We start from the raw sequence: 22,620 nt of genomic DNA on the forward strand, positions 1-22,620 counted from the left end.
GTTTCACCTGTGCTGTTGCGTTATTGCGGGTTCGCCGGAACGGGTAGCCCCGGCGGGTGGATGGGATTTGAGGGCGGCCGAAAGCTTCGCCTTGCGGCCGCGGCTGCCCGTCAGCACCTCGTAGAGACCCGGCATTGTGCGCGAGACGAGCTGGTTGCTGACGAAAAGGATGATGAAGCTTGCGACGACCGCCGATCCGTAGAAGAGCGGATAAAGATCATCGCCCGCCACGCGGTTCCACACCATCCACATCAGGACGAGCAGCGGAAAATGGCTGCAGAACATCCAGAAGCTCAGGCTTCCGGTGGCCGCCAGCCGCTGGCCGATCCGGGAACGGATGGCGATTGCCGACATCAGCCAGAAGCCGCCGGCGCCGAGGATCGACAGGGCATTGCGCGCCAGATCGAGCGCCCAGGGGAAATCCGGGCCGGTTTGGTAGAGGCCGACGGAGAGCAGCACGGCGGCAGCGAGCAGCACCACGGTCCCCAATGCCGCGAAACGGTCGACGCCCTTGAGGTTGACGCCGTTGAGCGCCAGGAAGATGCCGAGGGTGAAGCTGAACAGGATCGATTTCTTCAGCACGATGCCGATCGTCAGGTCTGGAATGATCGCAACCACGAACAGCACCGCGAGCGTCGGACCTGGAAAACGGCGCACGAGAAGGGCGAGAACCGGCGACAGGATGATGCAAACGATCAGATCACGCAGGAAATAGAGCGGAATGTCGATCGGCAGCCCTTCCGTGGCGAAGGCCTGGCTGACGGCTTCGCGCGGCGAGGCGTTCCAGAGATCCGGAAAATACCCGATGCCGATCTCGGCGCGCTGGATGACCAGCACGGTCGCGAACAGGCCGAGGTTCCAGATCAGGAACGGCACGAGGACGGTCCTCGCCTTGGAGCGAAGCGTCTTGGCGTAGTCGAACGCCTCCCAACCCCGCTGGAACAGCAGGTAACCGGAAATGGCGCTGAGGCACGGCACGCCGATACGGAACAGGCTGTCCCCGAGGAAAACCCTGAGCCAATCGAAGAAACCGTTCAGCCCTAGGAACGGACTGGTCGCCGGATCATGCGGCACGTGAACGAAGACGATGCCGGAGATCAGCAGGATACGCATCAAATTGATACGGGAGGATACGTTTTGATCGACAGTCAAACGAGTCACCCTTTTTGGGCAGTGCCTCCCGTCACCGCCGTTTCAATCAGAGCAGACTTGAGCCCGCAGTCAGGCAAAAAGGATCATGCCGAGATTGGCGCAAAATGTGGCGGCGCAGCAAAAACGAGCCCGTGACACGTTCTTCGCGGTTCGGAGCTGCCGTCATCCGATCGCCGGGCCCGGCGGCTCCTGCTTATGGTTTGCAGGGGCTCAAGGCATATTTTGACCCGGCGGACTGCTGCGCCGCAGCAGCACAAAAAAATCTTTTTGCAATAGACCGAAATGGCTATCGCTTTCGTATCTCCATACCTCCCCCTCCTGGGGCGGGATTCAAATGTGGCGGAATATGGGCAAATCTGCGACACATTCAGGCAGTGGGGACCGTCGGTGCATTGCCCATCTTGCGGCGGCGCACGAGCTCGAGAATTTTCCTTAAAAGCGCGCGTTCGGTCAGCAGGAACAGCACGGAATAGAGGATCGCGCCGACCGCGCCGCCTGCCAGCACCTCCAGATAGGGGTTCGTCAGCCGCTCCGCGAAGATATGCAGGAAGCCCCGGACGGCGATCGCCATCACGAAGGCGGTGATCATCGACCGACTGCTGGTCAGCAGGCCACGCAGGAACGGAATGTCGTCGACGCGGAATACCGCCCAGGAATAACCGATGAGGGTAACGGCGTTGACGACGCAGAGCGCAACCATCGCATCGACGAGGTCGCCGTAAGAAGCGGCGATGGCGATGGCAGCCGTCGTGGCGATCGCCCGCAGCACCGCCGACCAGAACAGCACCCGGCCATGCCCGGTTCCCTTGAGATAGGGGATGAAGGTGCTGCAGGGGGTGACGATCGCCTTCGACAGGGCAAGCAGCCCGAGCACCGGCCAGGCATAGGCCCATTGCGGCCCGAACAGCACCAGCATCGCCGGCTCCGCGATCGCCCAGAGCCCGAACATGGCCGGAGCGAGGATAACCGTCGTCACCTGCGTACTCAGCATCAACGCGTCCGAGCGGCGCTTGCGGTCGTCGCCCATCAGGCTGAAGGCGGGGAAAAGAACGCCCATGACGGCGGAAAGGACGACCTGGTTCGGGATGCTGGCAAAGCGGTTGGCGGCCGAATAGGCGCCGGCATCGGCCAATCCGAGCATCCGCGCGATCACCACCATCGGCGACTGGAAGGTTACGAAATTGGCAATCTCCGACCCCATCAGCCCCGAACTGAAGGCCAAAAGCGGCACGATCTTGCGGGGTTTCATCGAGAACCGCGGCATGTAGCCGACGACCGCATACAGCCCGACAAGCCGGATCAAAGCGGCGGAAAACAGCTGCATGACCAAGGCCCAGACACCAAAACCGAAGAAGGCGAGCGCGACCGCCGCAAGCGCCGCGGCCGATTCGGAAATCGTGCTGAGCACCGCGTCCTTGCTGAAATTCATCTGCCGGGCGAGCAGCGAATAGGCGACGTCACCGGCAAGCTGCAGCGGAATGAGCAGCGCCATGATCCTCAAAAGACCGGCGCTTTGAGGGGCTCCCATCAGGCCCGCCAGATCGTCGGCACCGAAGAAAAGCACCACCGCCATCAGGCCCGCCATGGCCAGATTGGCCCAGAAAACCGTGTGGACGGTGTCCATGTCGCCGTCCCGATCGACGACCAAAGCGGAGGTCAGGCCGGCCCCGCCGATCATCGCCAGAAACTGCACGACGGTGAGTGCCACGGCCACAGATCCGAAGTCTTCCGGGGTCAGCAGTCTTGCCAGAATGGGGACCGTGACAAATTTCAGCCCGAATGTAGCGGTCTTTGAGAGCACGCTCCAACCGACGTTGGTCGTGATCGTCTTCACGCCTTGGCTTGGAGCCATATGATCAAATCCTGTTACTGGAGGTCATTCGATACGGCAGCGAACTGCCGTCAACCCGGAGCCCGACAAAAGTCAGCGGCTTGCAATTCTTTGAAAAAGCAGGGGCGAAAACATGGCGACGTTCACGGTTGTTATCCCATTTTACCAAAAAGAAGCCGGCATTCTTCGCCGCGCGCTGAAATCGATCTTCGATCAAAGCTATCAGGACTTCGATATAGTCATTGTCGATGACGAGTCACCCCTACCCGCCGAGATTGAGCTTCAAGGCATTGAAGATACTTGGAAATCCCGCATCCGCGTGATCCGTCAGCCGAATGGCGGACCGGGGGCGGCACGCAATACCGGCCTGGAAAACATTCCCGCCGCGACCCGTTTCGCGGCTCTGCTCGATTCCGATGACCTCTGGCTGCCAGACCATCTGAAAAACGCCTATGAGAGCATGACGCGCTTCGATGCGGAGTGCTACTGGGCCTCGATGCAGGCGAGCGACGAGTTCTATTATCACTTCGGCATGGCCGAACTCGAACAGGCTGAGGGCGGTACGCGGCTTTCCGAAAAACCACTTCTGATCGAGATGCCGGATCTGGCGAGCGTGATGCTGAAGAACTGGAGTTTCCTGCATCTCTCCTGCATGGTCATCGCCCGGCCGGTCTTCGAAACGGTCCGTTTCGACCCCTCGCTGCGGCTGGCAGCCGAAGACGTGCTGTTTTTTGTGGACTGCATTCTCAAGTCGAAGCGAACCCTGCTCTGCGACGAGGAAGGCGCCGCCCGCGGCATGGGCCTCAATATCTTCCACAGCATCGACAACCAATCGCCCCAGTTCCTGCGCCAGCAGTTCAACACCTGGGTGGCGCTCGACACGCTGGAGGAACGCTTTCGTTCCCGTCCGAACGACGTCGCTTCGATCGCGTCCTACAAGAACACCGCCCGCAGGCAGGCACTCTGGAGCCAGGCCGGACGGGTGAAACGCCGCCAGGCTCCGGACCTCGGCCTGCTCGCCCGCTGGATGGTGCGCGATCCCGCGCTACTCCGGGCGGCATTCGAACTCGGGGCCGGAAAACTCGGCCGCGGCGCACGCTAAGTGCTTGCGTTTCCTTTTCAATCCATCATCCCACGGAGGCCCGCATGAAAGCGTACTACTGGGAATCTCATCACGGCAATTTTGGCGACGATCTCAATCTCTGGCTCTGGGATGCGCTGCTTCCCGGCTTCCGGGACGTCCATCCCGACACCATGCTGGTCGGTGTCGGCACCGTCCTCAATCCCACCCTCCTGCCTGCCGGGCAGAAGAAACTCGTCGTCGGCAGCGGTTACGGCTACGGAACGCCGCCTGATGTCAGCGATCCCTCGGAATGGGACGTACGGGCGGTCCGCGGGCCGCTGACGGCCGCAAAACTCGGCCTGTCTCCCGACAAGGCGATCACCGATCCGGCGGCGATGATCGCCGACATGCCGGAATTCCAGCACCTGCCGAAAATCCACCGGAAGACCTTCATTCCCCATTGGGAATCGGCCGAGTTCGGCATGTGGAAGGCCGTCTGCGAACCCGTCGGCCTCACCTATCTCGATCCGCGCGGCGAAGCGAAATCGGTCATCCGCCACATCGCCCAGTCGGAAGTGATCATCGCCGAATCCATGCACGGCGCTATCCTTGCGGACGCCTTCCGGGTGCCGTGGGTCGCAGTCAGCAGCTCCCGTTCCATCAACAATTTCAAGTGGAACGACTGGGCGGCATCGGTGGGGACGACCTACGAGCCCCGCTACGTGCCGGTCTCGACGCGAGCCGAAGCGGTGGCCAAGCGCTCGCGCTTCTGGGGCATCAGCTTCGGCGACCCGCAGCCCGCGCATCACGTGGCACCGGATTCCCACGGCGACGAAGTCCTGACCCGCACGCAACCCTCGCAGACCGGTCTTCGCGGCATGGCCAAGCAGTTTCTCGCCGCTCCCTCCGTGCTGGCGCTGTGGCAGGCAAGCCGCACAGAACCACGGCTCAGCCCCGACGAGACGCTGAACGAGCGCAAGGAGAAGTTCCGGACGATGCTGGAAGGGATCCGCCGCGACTATTTTTGAGCGGCGGGAATGCCGGGCAGAAGGTAGCGCATACCGGGTGGCTGGGCCTGCGGCTTGGAGGAGCGGGCGCGCAGGAGATCGAGCTTGTCGAGGAAGATACCCTTGGCGACGGCCGGCAGAACCTGCGGGCGGGAGAGCACGTGGCGGATGGCAGCCCCCTTCCCCGCCTGCGATTTGACGTCCAGAAAGGCGCGCAGCTCGTAGCGGTCGCGGATAAAGTCGCGATGCCGGACGATGATCGCCCTTGCCTCTTCGCTGAGTGCCGGGTCGGTCAGGACCGTATTGTCCGCCTCGTAGAACTTGCGCAGGTCCTCGGTAAGATGCCGGCCGCTCAGCGAATCCTGGCGCACGATGGCGCCGTAACCGCAGTGTTCGATCACCTTGTAGCGCGCGCCCCTGGCGAGCGCCCGGACGTAGAAGTCGTAGTCCTCGCCGAAGCGCATGCTCTCGTCATAACGAAGGCCGTGGGCATCGAGAAACGCCCGGCTCATCACCGGCTTCAGGAAACCCGTCTCGCCGCGTTTGACGCCAAGCTTGGAAATATTGCCTTCCACGAATTCCGTCAGCGACATGGTCCGCGCCCGCGCCTCGAACCGTTCCGGCCGGATCGACTCGTTCAGTTCGTAGATGAAGGCGATATTGTCGGCGATGAAGTCCCAGCCGTCCTCCGCAAGCATCGGCTTGAACCGGCCGGCAAAAAAGAAGTCGTCAGCATCGAGGATGCTGATCAGCGGCGCGCTCGATATCGCAATCGCATGATTGCGGGCAGCGGACGGGCCGCGGTTCTTTTCAAAAGAGACAACCGTCAACCGTCCCGACCTGTCGTCGGCTTTGCGCGCGACATCGGCCGTAGCGTCGGTAGAACCGTCATCGACCACCACGACCTCGCTGACATGCACCTCGTTCAAGGCGGATTGAATTGCGATTCCAATCGTTTCCGCGGCGTTCCTGGCCGCGATGATGACGCAGATGGTCTCGGAAGAGTTTCCAGCCATAGCCTTCTCCATAGTTGCCGACCCGGCAACTATGGGCTCAGGAAAATGGCCCTGGTGTGAATTTGGCGGAAAAAAGCGAGACGGCGGTCAGGTATCGCCGGCCGGCAGGTTCGGCGCGGTATCGGCACGCAGTCCGTCGCGCCGGCTGCCGTCCTTGGGGCTTTTGGCTGTGGCGGCGGCATCCGAAGTTACACCCGCGTCCCGCATCTGCTTTTCACGGCGCACGAGGTAAAGGACCGCAGCAAAATATCCCGCCTGGATGAGAACCGCACAGATCAGCGTCTGAATAAACGCCGTATAGAGCGACCCCGTCATAAAATACGTAGCCACCGCGAACACGATCAGAGTCCCTGTCATGCAGATAAAGACACGGGGCGCGTACATGATCGTTCCTCCCGAACATAACTGTTCAGTTCGTGGGTTTCAGGCTCCTCTCCCGATAGAACAACCATATGAGTCTGCCGGAGAGGATTCAAGTTTTCCGATCTCGATAAATGCCAGACTAGTAGTGAAACTTTCGTAAGGTCGGTGTGGTTCCGAATGGATAGTGCCTCCCGTCAATCCCCCTTCCTCACAGTACCACAAAGCCTTCGCCGCGATTCCGCCACATTTTTGCCCCGTTCCGCCTCGGTTGGATGGAACTTCCGGGTCACCCTTCTCGAGGCGCCTGAAACCTGATCAACTTTTGTTACAAAGCTCACGAGAGCCCAAGGCCCGCTATTGCATCGCAGCATTGTATTGCGACGCAGCAAGAATGGGCCTTTGGTCCCGACCGCAAGCTTCTTTGGTCCCCATCTGGAAGAGCGACAGGCTCTATGACTAGGCGGCCTACAGGGGGGAACCCGAGGTTAAGTTTAGAGCGGCAAGCGAATATTAGCTACTAGATCGATTTTACACGTCCTCGACAGTATTGACTGCCCTTTCGGCGTATATCTCGCAAGTTGTTCCCATCCAATCGCGAGTTGGAAATCGGCCCTGGCGCTGCGCCGGAGGCCGTCGGGGAGAAAGTTTGACCTTCATCAAATTGCGAACACAGACTTATCATCACATTAACGCTCAATGACGCGCCGTAATGGCACCGACTATCGCAAAATCTCAATGGAGTTCACTCTATGAAGTCAGCGACACGTTCGGCAGGTTCGCCGTTCTCAACGTCAGACCAAGCCCGCATGATCCTCCCGACCGGGGGGCTGGCAAAACGAAGTTTCGATATCACCGCCGCCGCCCTGGCCCTGATCCTCTTCAGTCCCATCTTCCTGATGATCGCGGCACTGGTGAAGTTTTCCGACAATGGCCCCATCCTCTATGGGCATCGTCGGATCGGCCATAACGGCCGCAGCTTCAAATGCCTCAAGTTCCGCACGATGGCCGTGAATGGCGACGAAGTCCTGCGAAACCATCTGAAAGCCAATCCGCAAGCCGCCGAGGAATGGCGAGCGACGCGCAAGCTCAAGACCGACCCCCGCGTGACGGTCGTCGGCACCGTGCTGCGCAAGCTCAGCCTCGACGAGCTTCCGCAGCTTTTCAACATCCTGCGGGGGGAAATGAGCGTCGTCGGTCCTCGCCCCGTGGTGGATGAGGAACTGAACCTCTATGACAGCTTTGCGGCCTATTACCTGAGCACGCGCCCCGGCCTCACCGGCCTCTGGCAGATCAGCGGCCGCAATGACGTTTCCTACGAAACCCGTATCGCGTTCGATACCCAATACGTCCAGAACTGGTCGCTCATCGGCGACGTCGCAATCATCGTTAAGACGATCCCCGCCGTCTGCATGGCGCGCGGCAGTTACTGATCATCCATCCCCTCTGCCGATGCTCCGGAACCCTGACGGGTTCGGCGGGTTTGGCGAGCTTCGAGCGCGGACATGCTTCCGCGCCTTTTGAAGGAAAAATCCATGCAGACACAAATCGCCTCCGCAAGGAGCCTGCGTGCTTTATGTTTTCTGGCTGGTGCGATGACAGTCGCGCTGGCCGGTAGCGCAACTGCGGACGACAGCGGCTATCGCCTCGGCGTGATGGACAAGCTGCGCGTCCGCGTCGCCGAGTGGCAGCCGGCCGAAGGGACGGTCCGCAACTGGGACGCGGTCAGCGGCGACTACACCATCGGCCCGACCGGATCGCTCTCGCTCCCCTTCATCGGCGACCTTCCCGCAGCCGGCAAGACGGCGGGCGAAGTGGCGAAAACCATCGGCGAGGAACTGCGCGGCAAATTCGCATTGCGCAACCTGCCGTCGGCCTCCGTGGAGATCGCCCAGTTCCGGCCGGTCTTTCTGGCCGGCGACGTTCATACGCCGGGCGAATATCCCTACGCGCCCAACCTGACCGTCCTGAAAGCCGTCAGCCTCGCGGGTGGCCTTCGCCGGTCCGATTCGGGCCAGCGTTTCGCCCGCGATTTCATCAACGCGCGTGGAGACGCTTCCGTTTATGATTCGCAACGCTCGCGGCTTCTCGCCCGCCGAGCCCGGCTGCTGGCCGAAGTCGCCGGCGCGGCCGAACTGAAAATCCCCGCGGAACTCAAGGATGTCGGCAATGCCGACAAGCTGATCGCCGGCGAGGCCTCGCTGATGAAATCACGGCGCGAACGCTACGAGCTTCAGCTGAAGGCCCTCACCGACTTGCGGACACTGCTCGAAAACGAGGTCCAGTCGCTGAGCCAGAAGACCGAGACCCAGAAGCGGCAGTTGCAGATCGTCAGCGAGGACCGGGAAAAGATGGCCAAGCTGACCGAACAGGGTCTGGCAACATCCAGCCGCCGCATCACCGCGGAAGAAAGGGCAGCCACCATCGAATCGAACCTCCTCGATATCGATACGGCAACGCTTCGCGCCAAGCAGGATATCAGCAAGGCGAACCAGGACGAGATCAACCTGCGCAACGACTGGGAAGCCCAGCGTGCCCAGGAACTGCAGGACACCGAGGCCGAACTCGAAAAGCTCGGGCTGCAGCTCGGCACCAGCCGCGAACTGATGTCGGAAGCCGTGGCCCAATCGGCCGAAGCGCTCAAATTCGATCCCGCCGGCAAATCCGCCACCATCAAATACACGGTGGTGCGGGATGACGGACGGGGGCCGAAAGAGGTTGTCGTCGGTGAAAACGACAAGCTTCTTCCCGGCGACGTCATCAAGGTCACCGCCGAACTGCTGATGCAATGAGGGCCGCATGAGGATTGCCAGATCCGCGCTGATCGACCCGGCTCACAATGAAGTCTACGGCGTGGCCGCGGTCGCGCTGTCCTTCTTCATGTTCGCCTATTCGAGCCGGTTCGGACCGATTTCGATCCTTGTCTATTATAGCCTCTGGTTTGTGCTGGTGCTTGCCGATTATCGGCAGGCACTCGGCAACTACCTCAAATATCTCTGGATCTTCGGATTCACGCTGTTCTGCTTCATCTCCGCCTTCTGGTCCCCGGCCTTCGGCATCTCGCTGCGAACAGCGATACAATATCTGACGCATGTGGTCTGCGCGCTGATCGCCATGCGCACCATCAGCGTTCTGACACTAACCCGAGGCGCGATTCTCGGCACCGCGATCGTGCTGGTGTATTCCATACTGTTCGGCACCTATCTCTACGACGCGATCGACGGCAGCTACAGTTTCGTCGGCGCCTTTTCCTCCAAGAACCAGCTCGGCTTCTATGCCTCGCTCGGCCTTTTCTTCGCGGCCTCCTACCTGCTCATCTGGCGGCAGAAAGGTCTGTGGCTGATGGCTTCCGGCGGCGTCGGGCTTCTGAGCGCATATTGCCTTCTCGCCTCGCAATCGGCCACCTCGGCGATCACCACCGCGGGCGTCCTGGCGCTTTGCGCCGGCTACATGCCGGTCGCGCACCTTTCCCCCAACCATCGCAAGCTGCTGGTCGCCGGGCTGGTGGTCATCGGCGTGGTTGCGATAATCGGGGCGCTTCAGATCGGCGCAGTCGACGCCGTTCTCGGCATCTTCGGCAAGGATTCGACACTGACCGGACGAACCTATCTCTGGCAGCAGGGGATCGAAGCGGTCCGCGAACGACCCGTTCTGGGCATCGGTTATCAGGGTTATTGGGTAGCCGGCTTCGCCGATGCCGAAAGGCTGTGGGATGATTTCTTCATCACCGGCCGCAGCGGCTTCCATTTCCACAACACGTTCATCGAGGTCGCCGTCGAAACCGGCCTGATCGGGCTCGCTCTCCTCTGCCTGATCATGCTGACGAACGTCTTCGGCCATCTGAGCGCGATGCTGAGCCGCAACCGCGATCCGGCATCGACGCTGTTATGCGCATTGAGCATCCTGCTGCTGATGCGGGCATTCGTGGAAGTCGACGTGTTGTTCCCGTATCAGATCGGCTCGTTCCTGATGTTCTACGCCGCAGGCCGGCTGACACTCCGCCGCGCGCACACTCCGTTTGCGTACCCCGCCGGAGGGCGGCGGACGATCATCGCCTGAGCTTTTCAAAAAGGTGGGCGGCGAGCCGAAGCGCCAGCGCCACGGCCGGCAATGTCGGGTTGGCATGGCCTCCGGTCGGAAACAGGCCGCTGCCTGCGAGATAAAGGTTGGTTATGCCGTGCACGCGGCAATCGGCATCCGTCACACCCTCTTCTGGCGTTTCCGACATCCGGCTGAGGCCGATCTGATGGTAGCCGTCGAAAGCCTGGTTGAGCACGGCCTGCCGACGCTCCGAAGCCTCATGCAGATATTCCAGCCGGCCGAGCCTTGTCACGCGCAACCACATATCGAGGATCTCGTGCGATTTGAGAACAGAAGCCAGGTCCTGTTCCACCACCCGATAGTCGACGGCGAGGGCGCCCCGCCTGCCCTTTCCTTCCTGCGGCTGAAGGTAGACCCGGCTTTCCGGATTGGGCACCTGCTCGGCGTGATAGCGAAGCAGATAGCGGCCCTTCGGATTGATGAGCGTGCGCCACGGTTCGATCCGCCGCTCCAACATGTTGAGAAGCGATCCGAACAGATCGAGCGGGGAGCCGCGATCGGCGCGGATGTTCCGCCAATGCTGCCGGCGGTCGATATTTTCCGGTCCCCTGGCCGTCGGCGCCAGGCCGTTGGAGAGATGGCGATAGAGGCCGAATGTCCTGAGGAACAGATAGATGAGCGACAATGCGCCGGAGCCATGCACGGGGTCCGCGACCGAAATCGCGTCGATCCAGAAGACGCAATTGAGAAGCTTCTCTTCCGCCTGGATCGCCGGCGCGATCTGCGACCTGCGCCGGAAGACATAACCCTCCTCGTCCGCGTTGAAGGCGAAGTGGTTCGCGATCTTCGGCCTGTCGAACTGCAGCACGGCAATGTAGCCGGTGAGATGCCCCTGATAGAAGCGGCCGAGCGGACCGTCGGACCCGCCCATTACCTCCGGCCGCTTCTCCCGCAGGGCAAGCAGCAGGCGGACATTCTCCAACCCTCCGCCGGCAAGGACGAAGGTCCGGGCAGTGACCGCGATTTGCTGTCCGTCTCTGTAAGCGGCGAGACCTTCGACACGTTCGCCGGAAGCATCGAGCGTGACATCGGTGACGATCGCGTTAACGAGACGAATGCGATCGGAGGCCTTGAGCCGCTCCCCGTAAATCGGCCCGAGAGCGGGAAAACTGCTCCACCGCTCCAGGGCATTCGTGTCGATCCTGCTGTCGGAAACACCGATCGCTTCCAGGGGCGGCTCGCCTGCATTGCAGCTGAGGAATGTCAGCGCCTCCGCATAGTGGCGGCGAAGTTCCTCGTGGGAAATCGGCCAGCCGGAAAAAGGCACATGATCCCGTGCCTCGAAATCAAGATCATCGAAGGTGACGCACCGGCCGCCCCAAAGCGCCGATGCGCCACCGATGCCTGGCCGCGACATGGCCATGGAGGGAGCGTGATGGCGGTTGGTGAATTCGATATCGCCGGCACCCGTGACATTCGCCGCTCCCCCGGCGCCCATCTCGACGAGGGTGACAGAGAGGCCCAGTTCCTCCAGCTTGAAGGCCAGCGCCAAACCGACAGGGCCTGCACCCACGATGCAGACATCCGCCGATCCCGTCTCAGAATGTCCTGACGCCATGGATGCCGTTTAAGAGAAAGCCCTGGACTATCCGCAGATAGCGCGTGTTTCCGGAAATGGAACCGCCTATTCGGATGAGGCTCGAAGCAAGCTCCGTTTCGATTTGGGCGATACGCGGCACCGGTTGCCGAGGATCCCCGCGAGCGGCGATCACATGGATATCTTTAGAAGCTGACGGCCTTCGGCTCGATGGCCACCAGCCGGCCGCCGTCGATCCTGTAGAGGCCGATCTTATGCTCGGCCATTCCACTCGGCGTGAAGCGGAACAACCCCGTCACTCCGCGAAAACCGGTCTTAGTCATCAGCGCTTCCGGCGTCAGGGCCGCAGCACCCTTGCCTCTGACAATGCCGGCAGCGACCGCGATACTGTCGTAACCTTCCGCCGCATAGACCGTCAGTGACCGCTTGTTGAAGCGGCGATAACGCTCGCCGATCAGCTGGGAAGCATCCGGATCGATCCCTGCGATGATGACGTTGGCGGCGGCCGGATCGGCATGCAGTTCCGTCGGCCAATGGCTGGTGCCGACCACGACCAGCTTGGAGAAGGAGGTCCTTGCAGCCTTCAGGATAGGACCGACCGCCGCCGAATCCCCCATCAGCACCAGTGCGCCGGCGTCATCCAGCAGAGCCTTGTTGCGGGTGAGCAGATCACCCGGCGGCCCGGCGGGATCGTAGCGGACCACGCCGATCAGCGCACCGCCGGCTTGGCCGATCGCGGATCTCAGCCGCTCCTCATCGACACCAGCTAGGGTATTGGGCGCCAGGACCAGAACCTTCTTCTGGCCGGCCGCGATGGCCGAACGCACGCCTCTTGCGGCGCTCGCCACTTCGTCGAAGCCAAAATTGAACACTTTCGCGCCGCTGACCGGGCTTGAAAGATTGATCAGCGGCGGCCGCTGATCGGCCGGGACGGCCGCGATCGCCGCCGTGGTCGCCTGGGGCGCGTAGCTGATCAGCAGGCCGGAATTGCGTGCCTTGGCAGCGACAAGCGCCGGGGCAACCGCAGCTGGCCCCTGCGTCACGTCGATCACCTTGATCTTCATCACGCCCGCGTCGTCGAGTTCGCCGATGGCAAGAGCTGCGCCGTCGCGTATGTCGCGCGCCGCGCCGTCATAGAGGCCGCCCGGAGACCTGGTCAGAAGCAGGGTTATTTCCGTCGAGCCGCGTCCGAACGTTTCCTCAACCATGGATGGCGGCGGCTTGAGCGCCTTGTCGTCCAGAACCTTGTCGGCAACGGACGAGGATTCGCATCCGGCCAGTATGGCGGCGGCAGACAAGCCCGCCAATGACAAGCGCACCGGACGCAGCCACCCGGTGGCTCCAAGGATCTTGCGAGCGATATCGGCAAGATTGGGCCGATGGAAAAACGAACGTCCCTGGGGCATTTCCTCGATCAATCTACGGCCTTCTTGGTTGTAGCGGCGGCATGCTAGCCCAGACAAAACCTATTAACAAGCGTCCAAACATAAATATAAAATTTTACGCATATTCTCTCAAATAAGTTATTCTTAGCTTATCTATCTTCAAGAACCAGAAATTCAGAAGGCTTTGCTATTTTCTCTTCAACAAAGGAGACAGAAAATGGCATACAAGAAGAATACTTTAAAAGCCACAATCGCTTCGCTCATCGCATTACCATTTATTGCTTCGGCCGCAGCTTCCGCACCGACCTCCATACAACAATTCCCGATCAATACTGGATCTTCCGCGCCAATTATCGGAAGTCACGTTCTGGAATATCTTCCGCAGCCGCTTCCGATCATGGCTTCCTTTGCCTTCGGCGCCGTGCAGGCCAGCGCGGCATTTCAGACACTCGCCCAACTCGGCTCGAAGATAGCGTTGCCGGCGGCTAGACCTGCGGGCGTGACCGAAGTTGCGATCAAACCGGCCGACCTGTCTCCCTCCAGGCGTTTGGGAGATCCGGCACCATCCAACACCGCCGTGTTCGACACGGTCGCCATCCCCTTCAAGCGTCTGGCGGCATTGAAGAAGCTCGCCCCCGCCCTAGAAGAGATGGACAATGGCACTGCCGTGACGTGCAACGGCAAGGGCTGCAGCCCGGCTTTTGCCGCGATCCAGCTTGTCGGCGTCAACACCTCGCAGTCGTCGCTTCGCGACAAGCTGAACGCCGTCAACGCGGCGGTAAACCAGTCCATCCGTTACCGCACCGACCAGGATGCCTACAATGTCGCCGACCGCTGGAGCACGCCGCGGGAGACGCTTAGCCTGCAGCAGGGCGATTGCGAAGATTTCGCGATCCTGAAAATGGCGGCACTTCGCGCAGAAGGCGTCGATCCCGAACAGATGGCGATCGTCGTTCTGTTCGACCAGAAACGGCATTTCTACCACGCGGTCCTTTCGGTCGAAGCCGGCGGCAAGTTCTTCATCCTGGACAACATGCGCAATCAGGTTCTCCTCGATACGCAGCTTCCCGATTACATGCCGCTCTATTCCATCAAGGGCGGCAAGGGCTTCCTGCATGGCTCGCGCCGCAAGGACCAGAACCTTGCCATGACGACGCCGCTGGAAAAGATTGCGCCGGGCGAAGGAGCAAACTTCTAAGTTTTCCTGAACTCTCTTTTAAGGCCGGAGGGCGAGCGCTCCGGCCTTGAACCTTGAGAGCATCAATAACGGGAAATATAGCCGATCAGCATCGGCTTTTCGTGCGCCGGAGCAAGCGCCAGATTGATCTGCCCTTTGATGATCTGCCTGGCGCAGGAGATCGTGAAGCCGGTATTCAACGTCTTGCCGCGGTTCATCTGCAGCGTGTCCATGGCATCTTCGATCTGCGTGTCGATCGAAAATTTCAGGCTCTTCATCAGCTGTGACGGATCCTCCCCGACCAGCCGCTGCCGAAGCATCACGAGAAACGGCTCGTTGAAGAACTGCAGCCGTTTTTCCCGCGTCAGTACGACAGTCGGCGACGGCGACGCCTGAACCAATGCGTTGAGGTTCTCGAGCGAGGACACATCTTCGACCGTCGCCAGCCGTCCGAGCGCCCATTTGAGACTGAGGACGCGCAGCAGCGAGGTCAGATTGCCCGCCTCGGGCATCTGGGCCGCCGTGTATTGAACGAGATCGCCCGTGGTTATCTTGCCCGCCGCCGACATGCGGCTGAGGCCTTCCCAATAGATCTTCTCGAGCCTGATGCCGCGACGCTCGCCATTGCGCGCGACGACGGCGCGAAAACGCGGCTCGACTTCTTCCTTGTCGATGATCGGCAGCGGGTCGCCCGCAGGTTCGATGACGGACATTGAAAGCGCACCTGATTTCATTGGAGTTTCTACCGTTCGGTAAGCGCGTCGGAGCGCGCCCGATTGATAGGCTTCATGAGGTAGCTGAGGACTGTCTTGCGGCCCGTCATGATTTCGGCGGACGCAATCATGCCGGGGATGATCGGATAGGACTTGCCATTGCGTTCCAGCTCCGACTTGTTGGTCTTGACCTGGACGAGATAATAGGTTTCGCCCTTTTCCTTCTCGACGATACTGTCGGCCGAAACGTTGGTGACTTCGCCCTCCAGCCCGCCGAAGATCGCGAAATCATAGGCCGTGATCTTGACGATCGCCGGCTGGCCGCGGCGGACGAACGCGACGTCGCGGGGCGATATGCGCGCTTCGATCAGCAGCGTATCGGCGGTCGGAACGATGCCGGCAACCACCCGGCCAGGATCCACATAGGCCCCGATCGTGTTGACTTCGAGGGTGTTGACGATGCCATCCACCGGCGAGCGGATGTCGGTACGCTTGACGCGGTCCGAAGCGCCGCGGATCGTTTCGTCGATCACCGAAAGTTCGGCCAAAGCCTGGGCCTTGTCGGTCAGCGCCTGCTGGCGGATGGCCAGCGAAATCTCGCCCACCTGGAGCTTTGCTTCATCGACCGAACCGCGCAGGCGCGGCAGGCTTTCCTGATAGACTTTGAGCTGGCCCTGCTGATCGGTGAGCTGGCTTTCGACCGTCAGAAGCTGGGTCTGCGCGACCAGGCCCTTTTTCGCCAGCGGCCCATAGAGGTCGTGCTGGCGCGAGGAAGACGCGATGTTCTGCTCCAGCCGGTCGATATTGGCATTGGCTTCGCTGAGTTCGTTCTCGCGCTGCCTCACGCGCCCTTCGAGAACGTCGAGCTTGTTCTTGTAACTGGCCTTGTTGGCCGAAAACAGCCGGTCTTCGTTGTCGCAGACGTTCTTGGCGACCGAAAGCACATCCGCCGGGCATACGAACGGCTGGTCATATGCACCTTTTTCTTCCAGTTGCAGGCGCGCGATCTTGGCGCCGAGCGCCCTCGCCTTGGCGACGGATTCGCCGAGGGTGGATTCGGTCGTCGTATTGTTCAGCTGAATGATCAGATCGCCCTTGCGAACCACCTGGCCGACCTGAACGGCGATTTCCTGCACGATGCCGGCTTCGGAGGACTGGATGATCTGCGTCTTGGAAACGGGAATGACCTTGCCTTCGCCGCGGGCGATCTCGTCGATCTCGGCAAGCGCCGCCCAGGCGAGAAAGGTCGCCATGCAGGCCGCCACCAAACCGACCAGCATGCGGGCGAAAAACGGAGGATTGTCGTGAACGCCTCTGCTCACGGCTTTGCTCCCTTGCCCTGCATCGCCTCGAGCACGGCCGCCTTCGGGCCATCGGCAACGATGCGGCCCTTGTCGATCACCACCAGCCGGTCGCACAGTTCCAGCATGCTGAAACGGTGCGTGGCGATCAGCAGCGTCGTCTCGCGGTTGAATGCGGTCGACAGCTTGGCGAGCAGATGACGTTCGCTCGCAAGGTCCATGGCGCCCGACGGCTCGTCGAGGAAAACGATCTTCGGCTTGGTCAGAAGCAGGCGTGCAATCGCCAAAGCCTGTTTCTGGCCGCTGGAAAGGTTGCTGCCGCGCTCGCCGACCGGCATGTCGAAGCCGCGGGGATGGTTGGACACGAACTCGTCGACGCCGGTCATCCGCGCCACGTCGAGCAGTTCCTCATCCGTCGCATCGGCACGCCCGATCAACAGGTTTTCCTTGACGGTTCCCGAAAACAGATCGGACGACTGCCCCGCCACGGCGACCGCGGAGCGGACTTCGGACATGTGGTACTGGCGGATATCGACGCCGTCGATCAACATGCGGCCGTCTGAGGGAAGGAAGAGCCCGTCGAGAAGCCGTCCAAGCGTCGTCTTCCCCGAACCGATGCGCCCGATGATCCCGACCCGTTCGCCGGGGGCGACGGTCAGCGAGAGCTGGTTGATGACCTTGTAGTCGGATCCCGGATACTGGAACGAAACGTTCTGGAAGCTGAAGCCACCCCGCTTGATCTCGCGGTTCACGAAACCCACCGTGGACGGACGGTCTTCCGGCTGTTCCATGATCTTGTCGAGGATCTTGAGCGATGTCATCGCCTGGCGGAAACGGGCGAGCGCCATGGCGATCTGGCCAAGCGGCGCGCCCGCGCGGCCGGCCAGCATGACGGTCGCGATGATCGCGCCCATCGCCAGATGCCCCTCGGAGAACTCGTAGGTACCGGCGATCACGATCAGAACGCTGACCATCTGCTGGACGAGATTGGTGAGGTTCACCGCATTCGAGGAGACATGCTTGATCTCTTCGCTGGTGCGGCTCGAAAGCTTCATCAATTCCTGCCAGCGGCGCAGCATGCCGGCTTCGGCGCGAAGGCTCTTGACGGTCTCGATCGTCGAGATGGTCTCGACCAGCAGCGACTGACGGCGCGACGCCTCGTTGGTCGCGGCCGCCATGCGGTGGCCGATCTTGGCCTGGGCATGCAGCCCGATCAGCACCGAAAGCACCAGCGCCACCGCCGGGATCACCACAAGCCAACCGGAAAGCGTATAGATCACGATCAGGAAAATGAACACGAACGCGGTATCGATCAGCAGGCCGACCGTGTTGGACGTGAAGAATTCGCGCACGAACTCGTACTGCGTCACGCGATTGGCATATTCGCCCGTCGACAGCGGACGCGACGCCATGGTCGAATTCAGCACCTTGTCGAAGATCATCTGGGAAAGACGCAGGTCCGCGTTGCGGCCCGCATGGTCGATGAGCGCCGCACGGGCTGTCTTCAGCAGGAAATCGAACGTGTAGGCGAGCGTGATGCCGATCGCCAGCACCCAAAGCGTCGGAAACGCCTTGTTGGGCAGCACCCGGTCGTAAACGTTCATGGTGAAGAGCGGCGAGCCGAGCGCGATCAGATTGATGAACAGCGCAGCCATGATGACGCGCATATAGGTGCGCCAATAGGGAACCAGCGCGCGCAACAACCAGTGGCGCCGCTCGATTTCGCCGGCCGTACCGACCGAGGCGTTATCGGACGAATTCTGATAATAGAGCGTGAAGGCAAACCCGAAGCTCGGCTTCAGAGCGGCAAGCTCGTGCCGCGTCAGCTTGACCGGATTTCCCGAGGCCGGAACCAGGTCGGTGATGTAGTTTCCGTCGGTATCGGTTTCCAGCAGCGGCAGCACGCCACCATTTTCGAAGGCGATGATAGCGGGGCAATCGAAATTGCCCTCGCGACATTCGCGTTCGCCGTGACGGATAACCTCGAGCCCGATGCGCTGCGCAAGATGCTCGACATCGTCCAGTTCGAGAGATTCGGAAACCTCGTCCGGCAGGCCGGAGAAGAGAACGATGTCTGACGTCGGGCGTCCGTAAAAGCTCGCAACAGACCTGAAGGCAGTTTTAAATGTCCGAAACGGCGTAGTATCTGCGTGGTCGAGCTTTACGTTGAGCATCTTTTCCTTGCCAATCCGTTACTGTCGGATCGGCGCCAGGAGATCCATGGGCATGCCAGCCTTTTGACGGGAGTCAATTTCGACATAGCCAGGATTCGTGACGCCACCCGGGACAGTGAACTCTTTCCGGGCATACGCCTCAGCCTGGCCGACGGGCTTGAGCTTCATCGACTGAAGCAGACTGCCTGATGCGGCCAAGATCTTGTATTCGGCGAAAAGCGAAGCAAACCGTGCGGTTTCCGCAAGAATGCTGGTGTTGAAACGGGTATTCTGGGCATCCAGAACGTCGAGAAGCGAACGCTGGTTGACCTTGAACTGCTCGCGATACGAGGAGACGAGGCTGCCGTTCGTCGAGGACTGGCGCGCCAGGATCGCGGACAGTTCCCCGCGGCCACTGCGTTCGTTCCATGCGGAGCGAATCGATTCTTCAACCTCGCGATGGGCCTGCGCCAAACCATAACGCTGTTCGCTGGCGCGACGGATCTGCTCCTGCTCGCGCGCCTGATCGATACCGCCGCGATAAAGGTTCCAGCGTGCGGTCAAACCGACCTGGACATCGTTGGTATTGCCCTGGTTGCCGTCGATGTCGTTGCCGACACGGGCGCTGCCCTGAAGATCGACCTTCGGAAGATAATTGGCGCGCGAACCGCGAACCCCGGCATCCGCCGCATCCACATCGGCATCGGCCGCATGAATCTGCGGGCTGTTTTTCTTGGCGATGAAGATCGCGTCATTGAGCGTCTTCGGAATGAATTTCGCGAGCGATATCGGCTGCTTGACCGGGCCGATCGGCTCACCGACCGTCTTCAGGAAACGGATCTTGGTAAGTTCCAGCTCTTCCTGGGCTTCCCGCAACCGGGCCCGGGCGGCTTCCAGTCGCTCACGGCCCTGCAGGCGGTCGGCATCGGTCAAGGCACCACCCTGGATGCTTGCTCCGATATCGCCGAGGATCTGGTTATGGGCGGCAACGTTCTGCTGGGCGATAGCGACGATCTTGGACTGCAGGATATACTCGAGATAGTCTTGAGTAACCTGAAGGGCCAGGGACTCGGATCGCTCGACGACACGGAAGGAAGCGCCATCAACGCGCGATGCCTGCTGCTCGACCTGCGAACGGCGGCTGCCGCCGTCAAACAACGTTTGAGTAATTGTCAGGCTTGCATCGGACGGAGAATAGGTTTCGTAGTCACGGGTAAGTGTACCTGTACTGCTGTTGGACAGTCTCCGACGACCAACTCCGGCCTGCAGATCTATGGAAGGAAGATAAAGACCCCGCGCCTGCCGCAGTTCGAACTCCACGGCTTCGCGATTTTCTACCGCCTGCATGATTTGCGGGTTGGTTTTCAGGGTCTTCGCTACTGCTTCATCGAGCGTCATCGCATTGGCAGGCGCGCTAAACACAACCCCCAAGGCTACGGTCGCCAACAGTGTCGCCCAAATTCTTTTGCTCTTAAACAATCGGAAGCCCCTCGCCGATGTAAACCCCATTGCGGCATTCATATACTGCGGCGATTTCGTTGGAAAGTATTATCATTTTTGATTTAAGCGCCCAAGCCCGCTTCGAATATTCCGAGGCCTAGGGTTAATTACCAAATGGAAACTATCTATCCCGCTGTTTTTTCATAAGAAATTTAACAGGCAAAATTATCGCTCAAAAACTTGTGGTTTAACGTTTAGTTACGCAGACGTATACATTTACCTCTTGTGTAGCCTCCGAGACACATGGGCGAAGCACGCGCGATAGTTGGCCGCAAATCACGCCGCGCCCCCGGAGGTGTATAAACTCCGGAGACTCAAGTTTTAGCGTTATTTTATTGATCAGCAGTTGCTGAACGAAGAAAAGGCGCTCGCGCGCCTTTTCCGTTGTTTCGATTTTGAGCAAACGTCACTTAGACGTGAGAGATGTTTGCCGAGTGCTTGTCGTCGTCGAAGAGGATCTTGACCGCTTCGGTGTGATTCTGGAGCACGGCGACATCCTTCCAGCTGTCAGTCGCGACCTGAACACTGACGGTCGTGTCGTTACCGGCAATGGTGGTGCGGACGTTCGCGGCAGCCTCTTCACCGGTTGCCTGGTGACCAAGCAGGGTGTCGAGGAGCTTCGAGACATCGACCGCATCGCCTTCGCTCGATTTGTAGTCGGTGATGACGTCGGCCATGTCGAGTTCGTGCAGGGCCGAAGGATCGAGCACGAACGTATCCGCGCCGGCACCGCCGGTCATCTGCGTCAGACCTGGCAGGGCGGTGAGGATATCATCACCGTCCGTACCGACCAGGACGCGGTTAGGCTCGTCGCTGAACAGCGTGTCGAAGCCGACTTCCACGAAGGAACCCGTCGAACCGTCAGCGTAGTTGAACGTGCCCTGGGCAAGCAGCGCCTGGCCGTCGATATAACCTTCCGCGCTGTGGGCATCGAGCGAAATGCCGGTGATGCCGTAGTCGTGGAGACCCTTCAGCTCGCCGGCGTCGCTGATGCCGTTGCCGTTTGCATCCTGCCAGACCAGCAGCTTGTCGAAGCCGGTGTCGGAGGCATCGATCTTGCCGTCATGATTGACGTCAAGCGTCGAAAGCGCCGCCACACCGCCGGCATGCGTGCCGCCGCCGAAGTTCGGGGTGAAGATTTCCGAACCGTTGTCGATCTTGCCGTTGCCGTTGACATCGAAGGCAAGGATGCCGTCGGTCTTGGTCCAGGCCACCTGATCGAGTTTGCCGTCAGCATTGATATCGAACTTCACACCGTCTTCCACCGAGGTGAAGGTGAGGCCGTTGTGATCGAGATCGAGGATGATCGGGTCGGCTGCGTCAACGAGATAGTTGCCCTTCAGCTTGACGCCATAGAAGTCGTTCCTATTGAACAAGTTGATGTCGTCGGAATTGTCCAGCAGGAAGAATACCTGCCCGGCATACAGCCCCGACTGAAGCTGCTGAGCCGTCAAAGTGATATCGACGCTCCACCTTACTTCGTCGCGGTCAGGCATCGCTTGAACAGTGACGTTCCCCAGTCCCGGGCCAAAATTACCCAAGAACTGATAATCGGATCCGTTCCAGAAGCGAACACTGATGAATTCACCCGAATTATCGGTGCTGAAGTCTCCCTTTGCCGAAATGGTAACCGTTTGATTGCCCGTTAGCGTGCCGGGCAAGCTAAACCCGAACGTATGGCTTTCGCTAAAGTAGTTCAGCGGCTCGGTTTGCTGATTCGACTCCCAAGCCTTCGCCTTTAAGTCGGGCACCTCGGTGACGGTAATCGAGGCCGTATTGATCTCCGTTGAGAACGCCGTACTACCGCCCCGCTGTGCAACGTTCGCGGTCGAGCCAGCCGTACCGGACGTCTGGTCCCAGGCGGCGTAGTTGAACGACGCACTTGTACCGTTTTGAGCATTCGGAACAAACCTGACCTTGTCGTCGGCAGCAAGCAGTAGCGCGTTGCCGGTGTTATAGTTGCCAAAGTTGTTCCAGGTCGTGCCGTCCAGAGAATACTGCCACTGGCCATTGCCGCTGGACTTCCCAGTAATCGCGATGCCTTCGAGAGCACCGCTGTCGGCATCGGTAACCGATGTCCCCAGGATAGAAGCAACAGTCTGACCACTGTTCGTGGTCTGATCTTCGTTGATCGTCGTGAGGGACGGTGTCGCATCCGCCATGACCGGAGCGTCGTTGACCGATGTCACCGCGAACGAGACAGAACCGACGTCCGTCTTGAAGTCGTTGGCGCCGTTGGTCTGGCCGTTGTCACGGACCGTATAGTCGAACGAGGCTGCACCGTTGAAGTTCGCCGACGGCGTGAACTCGATGTTCGTGCCGTT

At 60.4% G+C, this 22,620-nt stretch carries 16 protein-coding genes and 1 pseudogene; 6 read left to right on the top strand and 11 right to left on the bottom strand.

Annotated features, from left to right (window positions below):
- Positions 1-3: 3 nt before the first annotated feature.
- Positions 4-1,152 carry an acyltransferase gene (locus J2X76_RS12725; protein WP_310216468.1) on the bottom strand — a complete coding sequence of 383 codons (1,149 nt, stop codon included), beginning with the start codon at positions 1,150-1,152 and terminating at the stop codon, positions 4-6.
- 367 nt (positions 1,153-1,519) lie between these two features.
- On the bottom strand, positions 1,520-3,004 hold the full coding sequence (locus tag J2X76_RS12730; RefSeq protein ID WP_113131548.1) for a lipopolysaccharide biosynthesis protein: 1,485 nt from the start codon (positions 3,002-3,004) through the stop codon (positions 1,520-1,522).
- Positions 3,005-3,116: 112 nt separating this feature from the next.
- Between J2X76_RS12730 and J2X76_RS12735 the strand changes: the two genes are divergently transcribed.
- Both J2X76_RS12735 and J2X76_RS12740 read left to right on the top strand, forming a co-directional pair.
- Complete coding sequence (locus J2X76_RS12735) at positions 3,117-4,085, top strand: glycosyltransferase family 2 protein (protein WP_310216471.1); 969 nt, start codon at positions 3,117-3,119, stop codon at positions 4,083-4,085.
- A gap of 44 nt (positions 4,086-4,129) precedes the next feature.
- Entirely contained in the window at positions 4,130-5,074 is a 945-nt protein-coding gene (locus J2X76_RS12740; RefSeq protein ID WP_310216473.1) for a polysaccharide pyruvyl transferase family protein, read from the top strand.
- Here J2X76_RS12740 and J2X76_RS12745 read toward each other — a convergent pair.
- Positions 5,065-6,069 carry a glycosyltransferase family 2 protein gene (locus J2X76_RS12745; RefSeq protein WP_310216475.1) on the bottom strand — a complete coding sequence of 335 codons (1,005 nt, stop codon included), beginning with the start codon at positions 6,067-6,069 and terminating at the stop codon, positions 5,065-5,067. The two genes, J2X76_RS12740 and J2X76_RS12745, sit on opposite strands and share 10 nt — an antisense overlap.
- Positions 6,070-6,156: 87 nt before the next feature.
- Positions 6,157-6,453 carry an exopolysaccharide production repressor protein gene (locus tag J2X76_RS12750; protein WP_113131544.1) on the bottom strand — a complete coding sequence of 99 codons (297 nt, stop codon included), beginning with the start codon at positions 6,451-6,453 and terminating at the stop codon, positions 6,157-6,159.
- 728 nt (positions 6,454-7,181) lie between these two features.
- On the opposite strand from J2X76_RS12750, the gene J2X76_RS12755 reads away from it, so the two are divergent.
- The 3 genes from J2X76_RS12755 (at position 7,182) to J2X76_RS12765 (ending at position 10,488) form a co-directional block, all read left to right on the top strand.
- Positions 7,182-7,862: a sugar transferase gene (locus J2X76_RS12755; protein ID WP_113131543.1), complete on the top strand. Its 681-nt coding sequence runs from the start codon at positions 7,182-7,184 to the stop codon at positions 7,860-7,862.
- A 102-nt stretch (positions 7,863-7,964) separates the two neighbouring features.
- Entirely contained in the window at positions 7,965-9,221 is a 1,257-nt protein-coding gene (locus J2X76_RS12760) for a polysaccharide biosynthesis/export family protein (RefSeq protein ID WP_113131542.1), read from the top strand.
- A 7-nt stretch (positions 9,222-9,228) separates the two neighbouring features.
- Entirely contained in the window at positions 9,229-10,488 is a 1,260-nt protein-coding gene (locus tag J2X76_RS12765) for an O-antigen ligase (RefSeq protein WP_310216478.1), read from the top strand.
- Here J2X76_RS12765 and J2X76_RS12770 read toward each other — a convergent pair.
- Positions 10,478-12,043, bottom strand: coding sequence for a GMC oxidoreductase (locus tag J2X76_RS12770; RefSeq protein WP_310216480.1), 1,566 nt, complete (start codon positions 12,041-12,043; stop codon positions 10,478-10,480). The two genes, J2X76_RS12765 and J2X76_RS12770, sit on opposite strands and share 11 nt — an antisense overlap.
- Positions 12,044-12,252: 209 nt before the next feature.
- Complete coding sequence (locus J2X76_RS12775) at positions 12,253-13,485, bottom strand: ABC transporter substrate-binding protein (RefSeq protein ID WP_310216483.1); 1,233 nt, start codon at positions 13,483-13,485, stop codon at positions 12,253-12,255.
- A 364-nt stretch (positions 13,486-13,849) separates the two neighbouring features.
- On the opposite strand from J2X76_RS12775, the gene J2X76_RS12780 reads away from it, so the two are divergent.
- Positions 13,850-14,650 (top strand): transglutaminase-like cysteine peptidase, encoded by an 801-nt coding sequence (locus J2X76_RS12780; RefSeq protein WP_310216486.1) that lies wholly within the window; start codon positions 13,850-13,852, stop codon positions 14,648-14,650.
- Between the two features lie 62 nt (positions 14,651-14,712).
- Here the strand turns inward: J2X76_RS12780 and J2X76_RS12785 are convergent, their stop codons facing one another.
- The 5 genes and pseudogenes from J2X76_RS12785 to J2X76_RS12805 form a co-directional block, all read right to left on the bottom strand.
- A complete protein-coding gene (locus tag J2X76_RS12785) occupies positions 14,713-15,342 on the bottom strand; it encodes a ribbon-helix-helix domain-containing protein (RefSeq protein WP_310216489.1) in 630 nt (209 codons plus the stop codon).
- A 29-nt stretch (positions 15,343-15,371) separates the two neighbouring features.
- A complete protein-coding gene (locus tag J2X76_RS12790; RefSeq protein WP_310216579.1) occupies positions 15,372-16,622 on the bottom strand; it encodes an HlyD family type I secretion periplasmic adaptor subunit in 1,251 nt (416 codons plus the stop codon).
- A gap of 38 nt (positions 16,623-16,660) precedes the next feature.
- On the bottom strand, positions 16,661-18,817 hold the full coding sequence (locus tag J2X76_RS12795) for a type I secretion system permease/ATPase (RefSeq protein ID WP_113131537.1): 2,157 nt from the start codon (positions 18,815-18,817) through the stop codon (positions 16,661-16,663).
- Between the two features lie 18 nt (positions 18,818-18,835).
- The gene (locus J2X76_RS12800) at positions 18,836-20,194 is read right to left on the bottom strand and encodes a TolC family outer membrane protein (protein ID WP_310216581.1); all 1,359 of its coding nucleotides are present in this window, start codon (positions 20,192-20,194) and stop codon (positions 18,836-18,838) included.
- Positions 20,195-20,706: 512 nt separating this feature from the next.
- Positions 20,707-22,620: pseudogene (locus J2X76_RS12805) on the bottom strand (hypothetical protein); the annotation flags it as partial.

This window comes from Neorhizobium sp. 2083, from assembly GCF_031455615.1.
In the GTDB taxonomy this organism is placed as follows: Bacteria; Pseudomonadota; Alphaproteobacteria; order Rhizobiales; family Rhizobiaceae; genus Neorhizobium.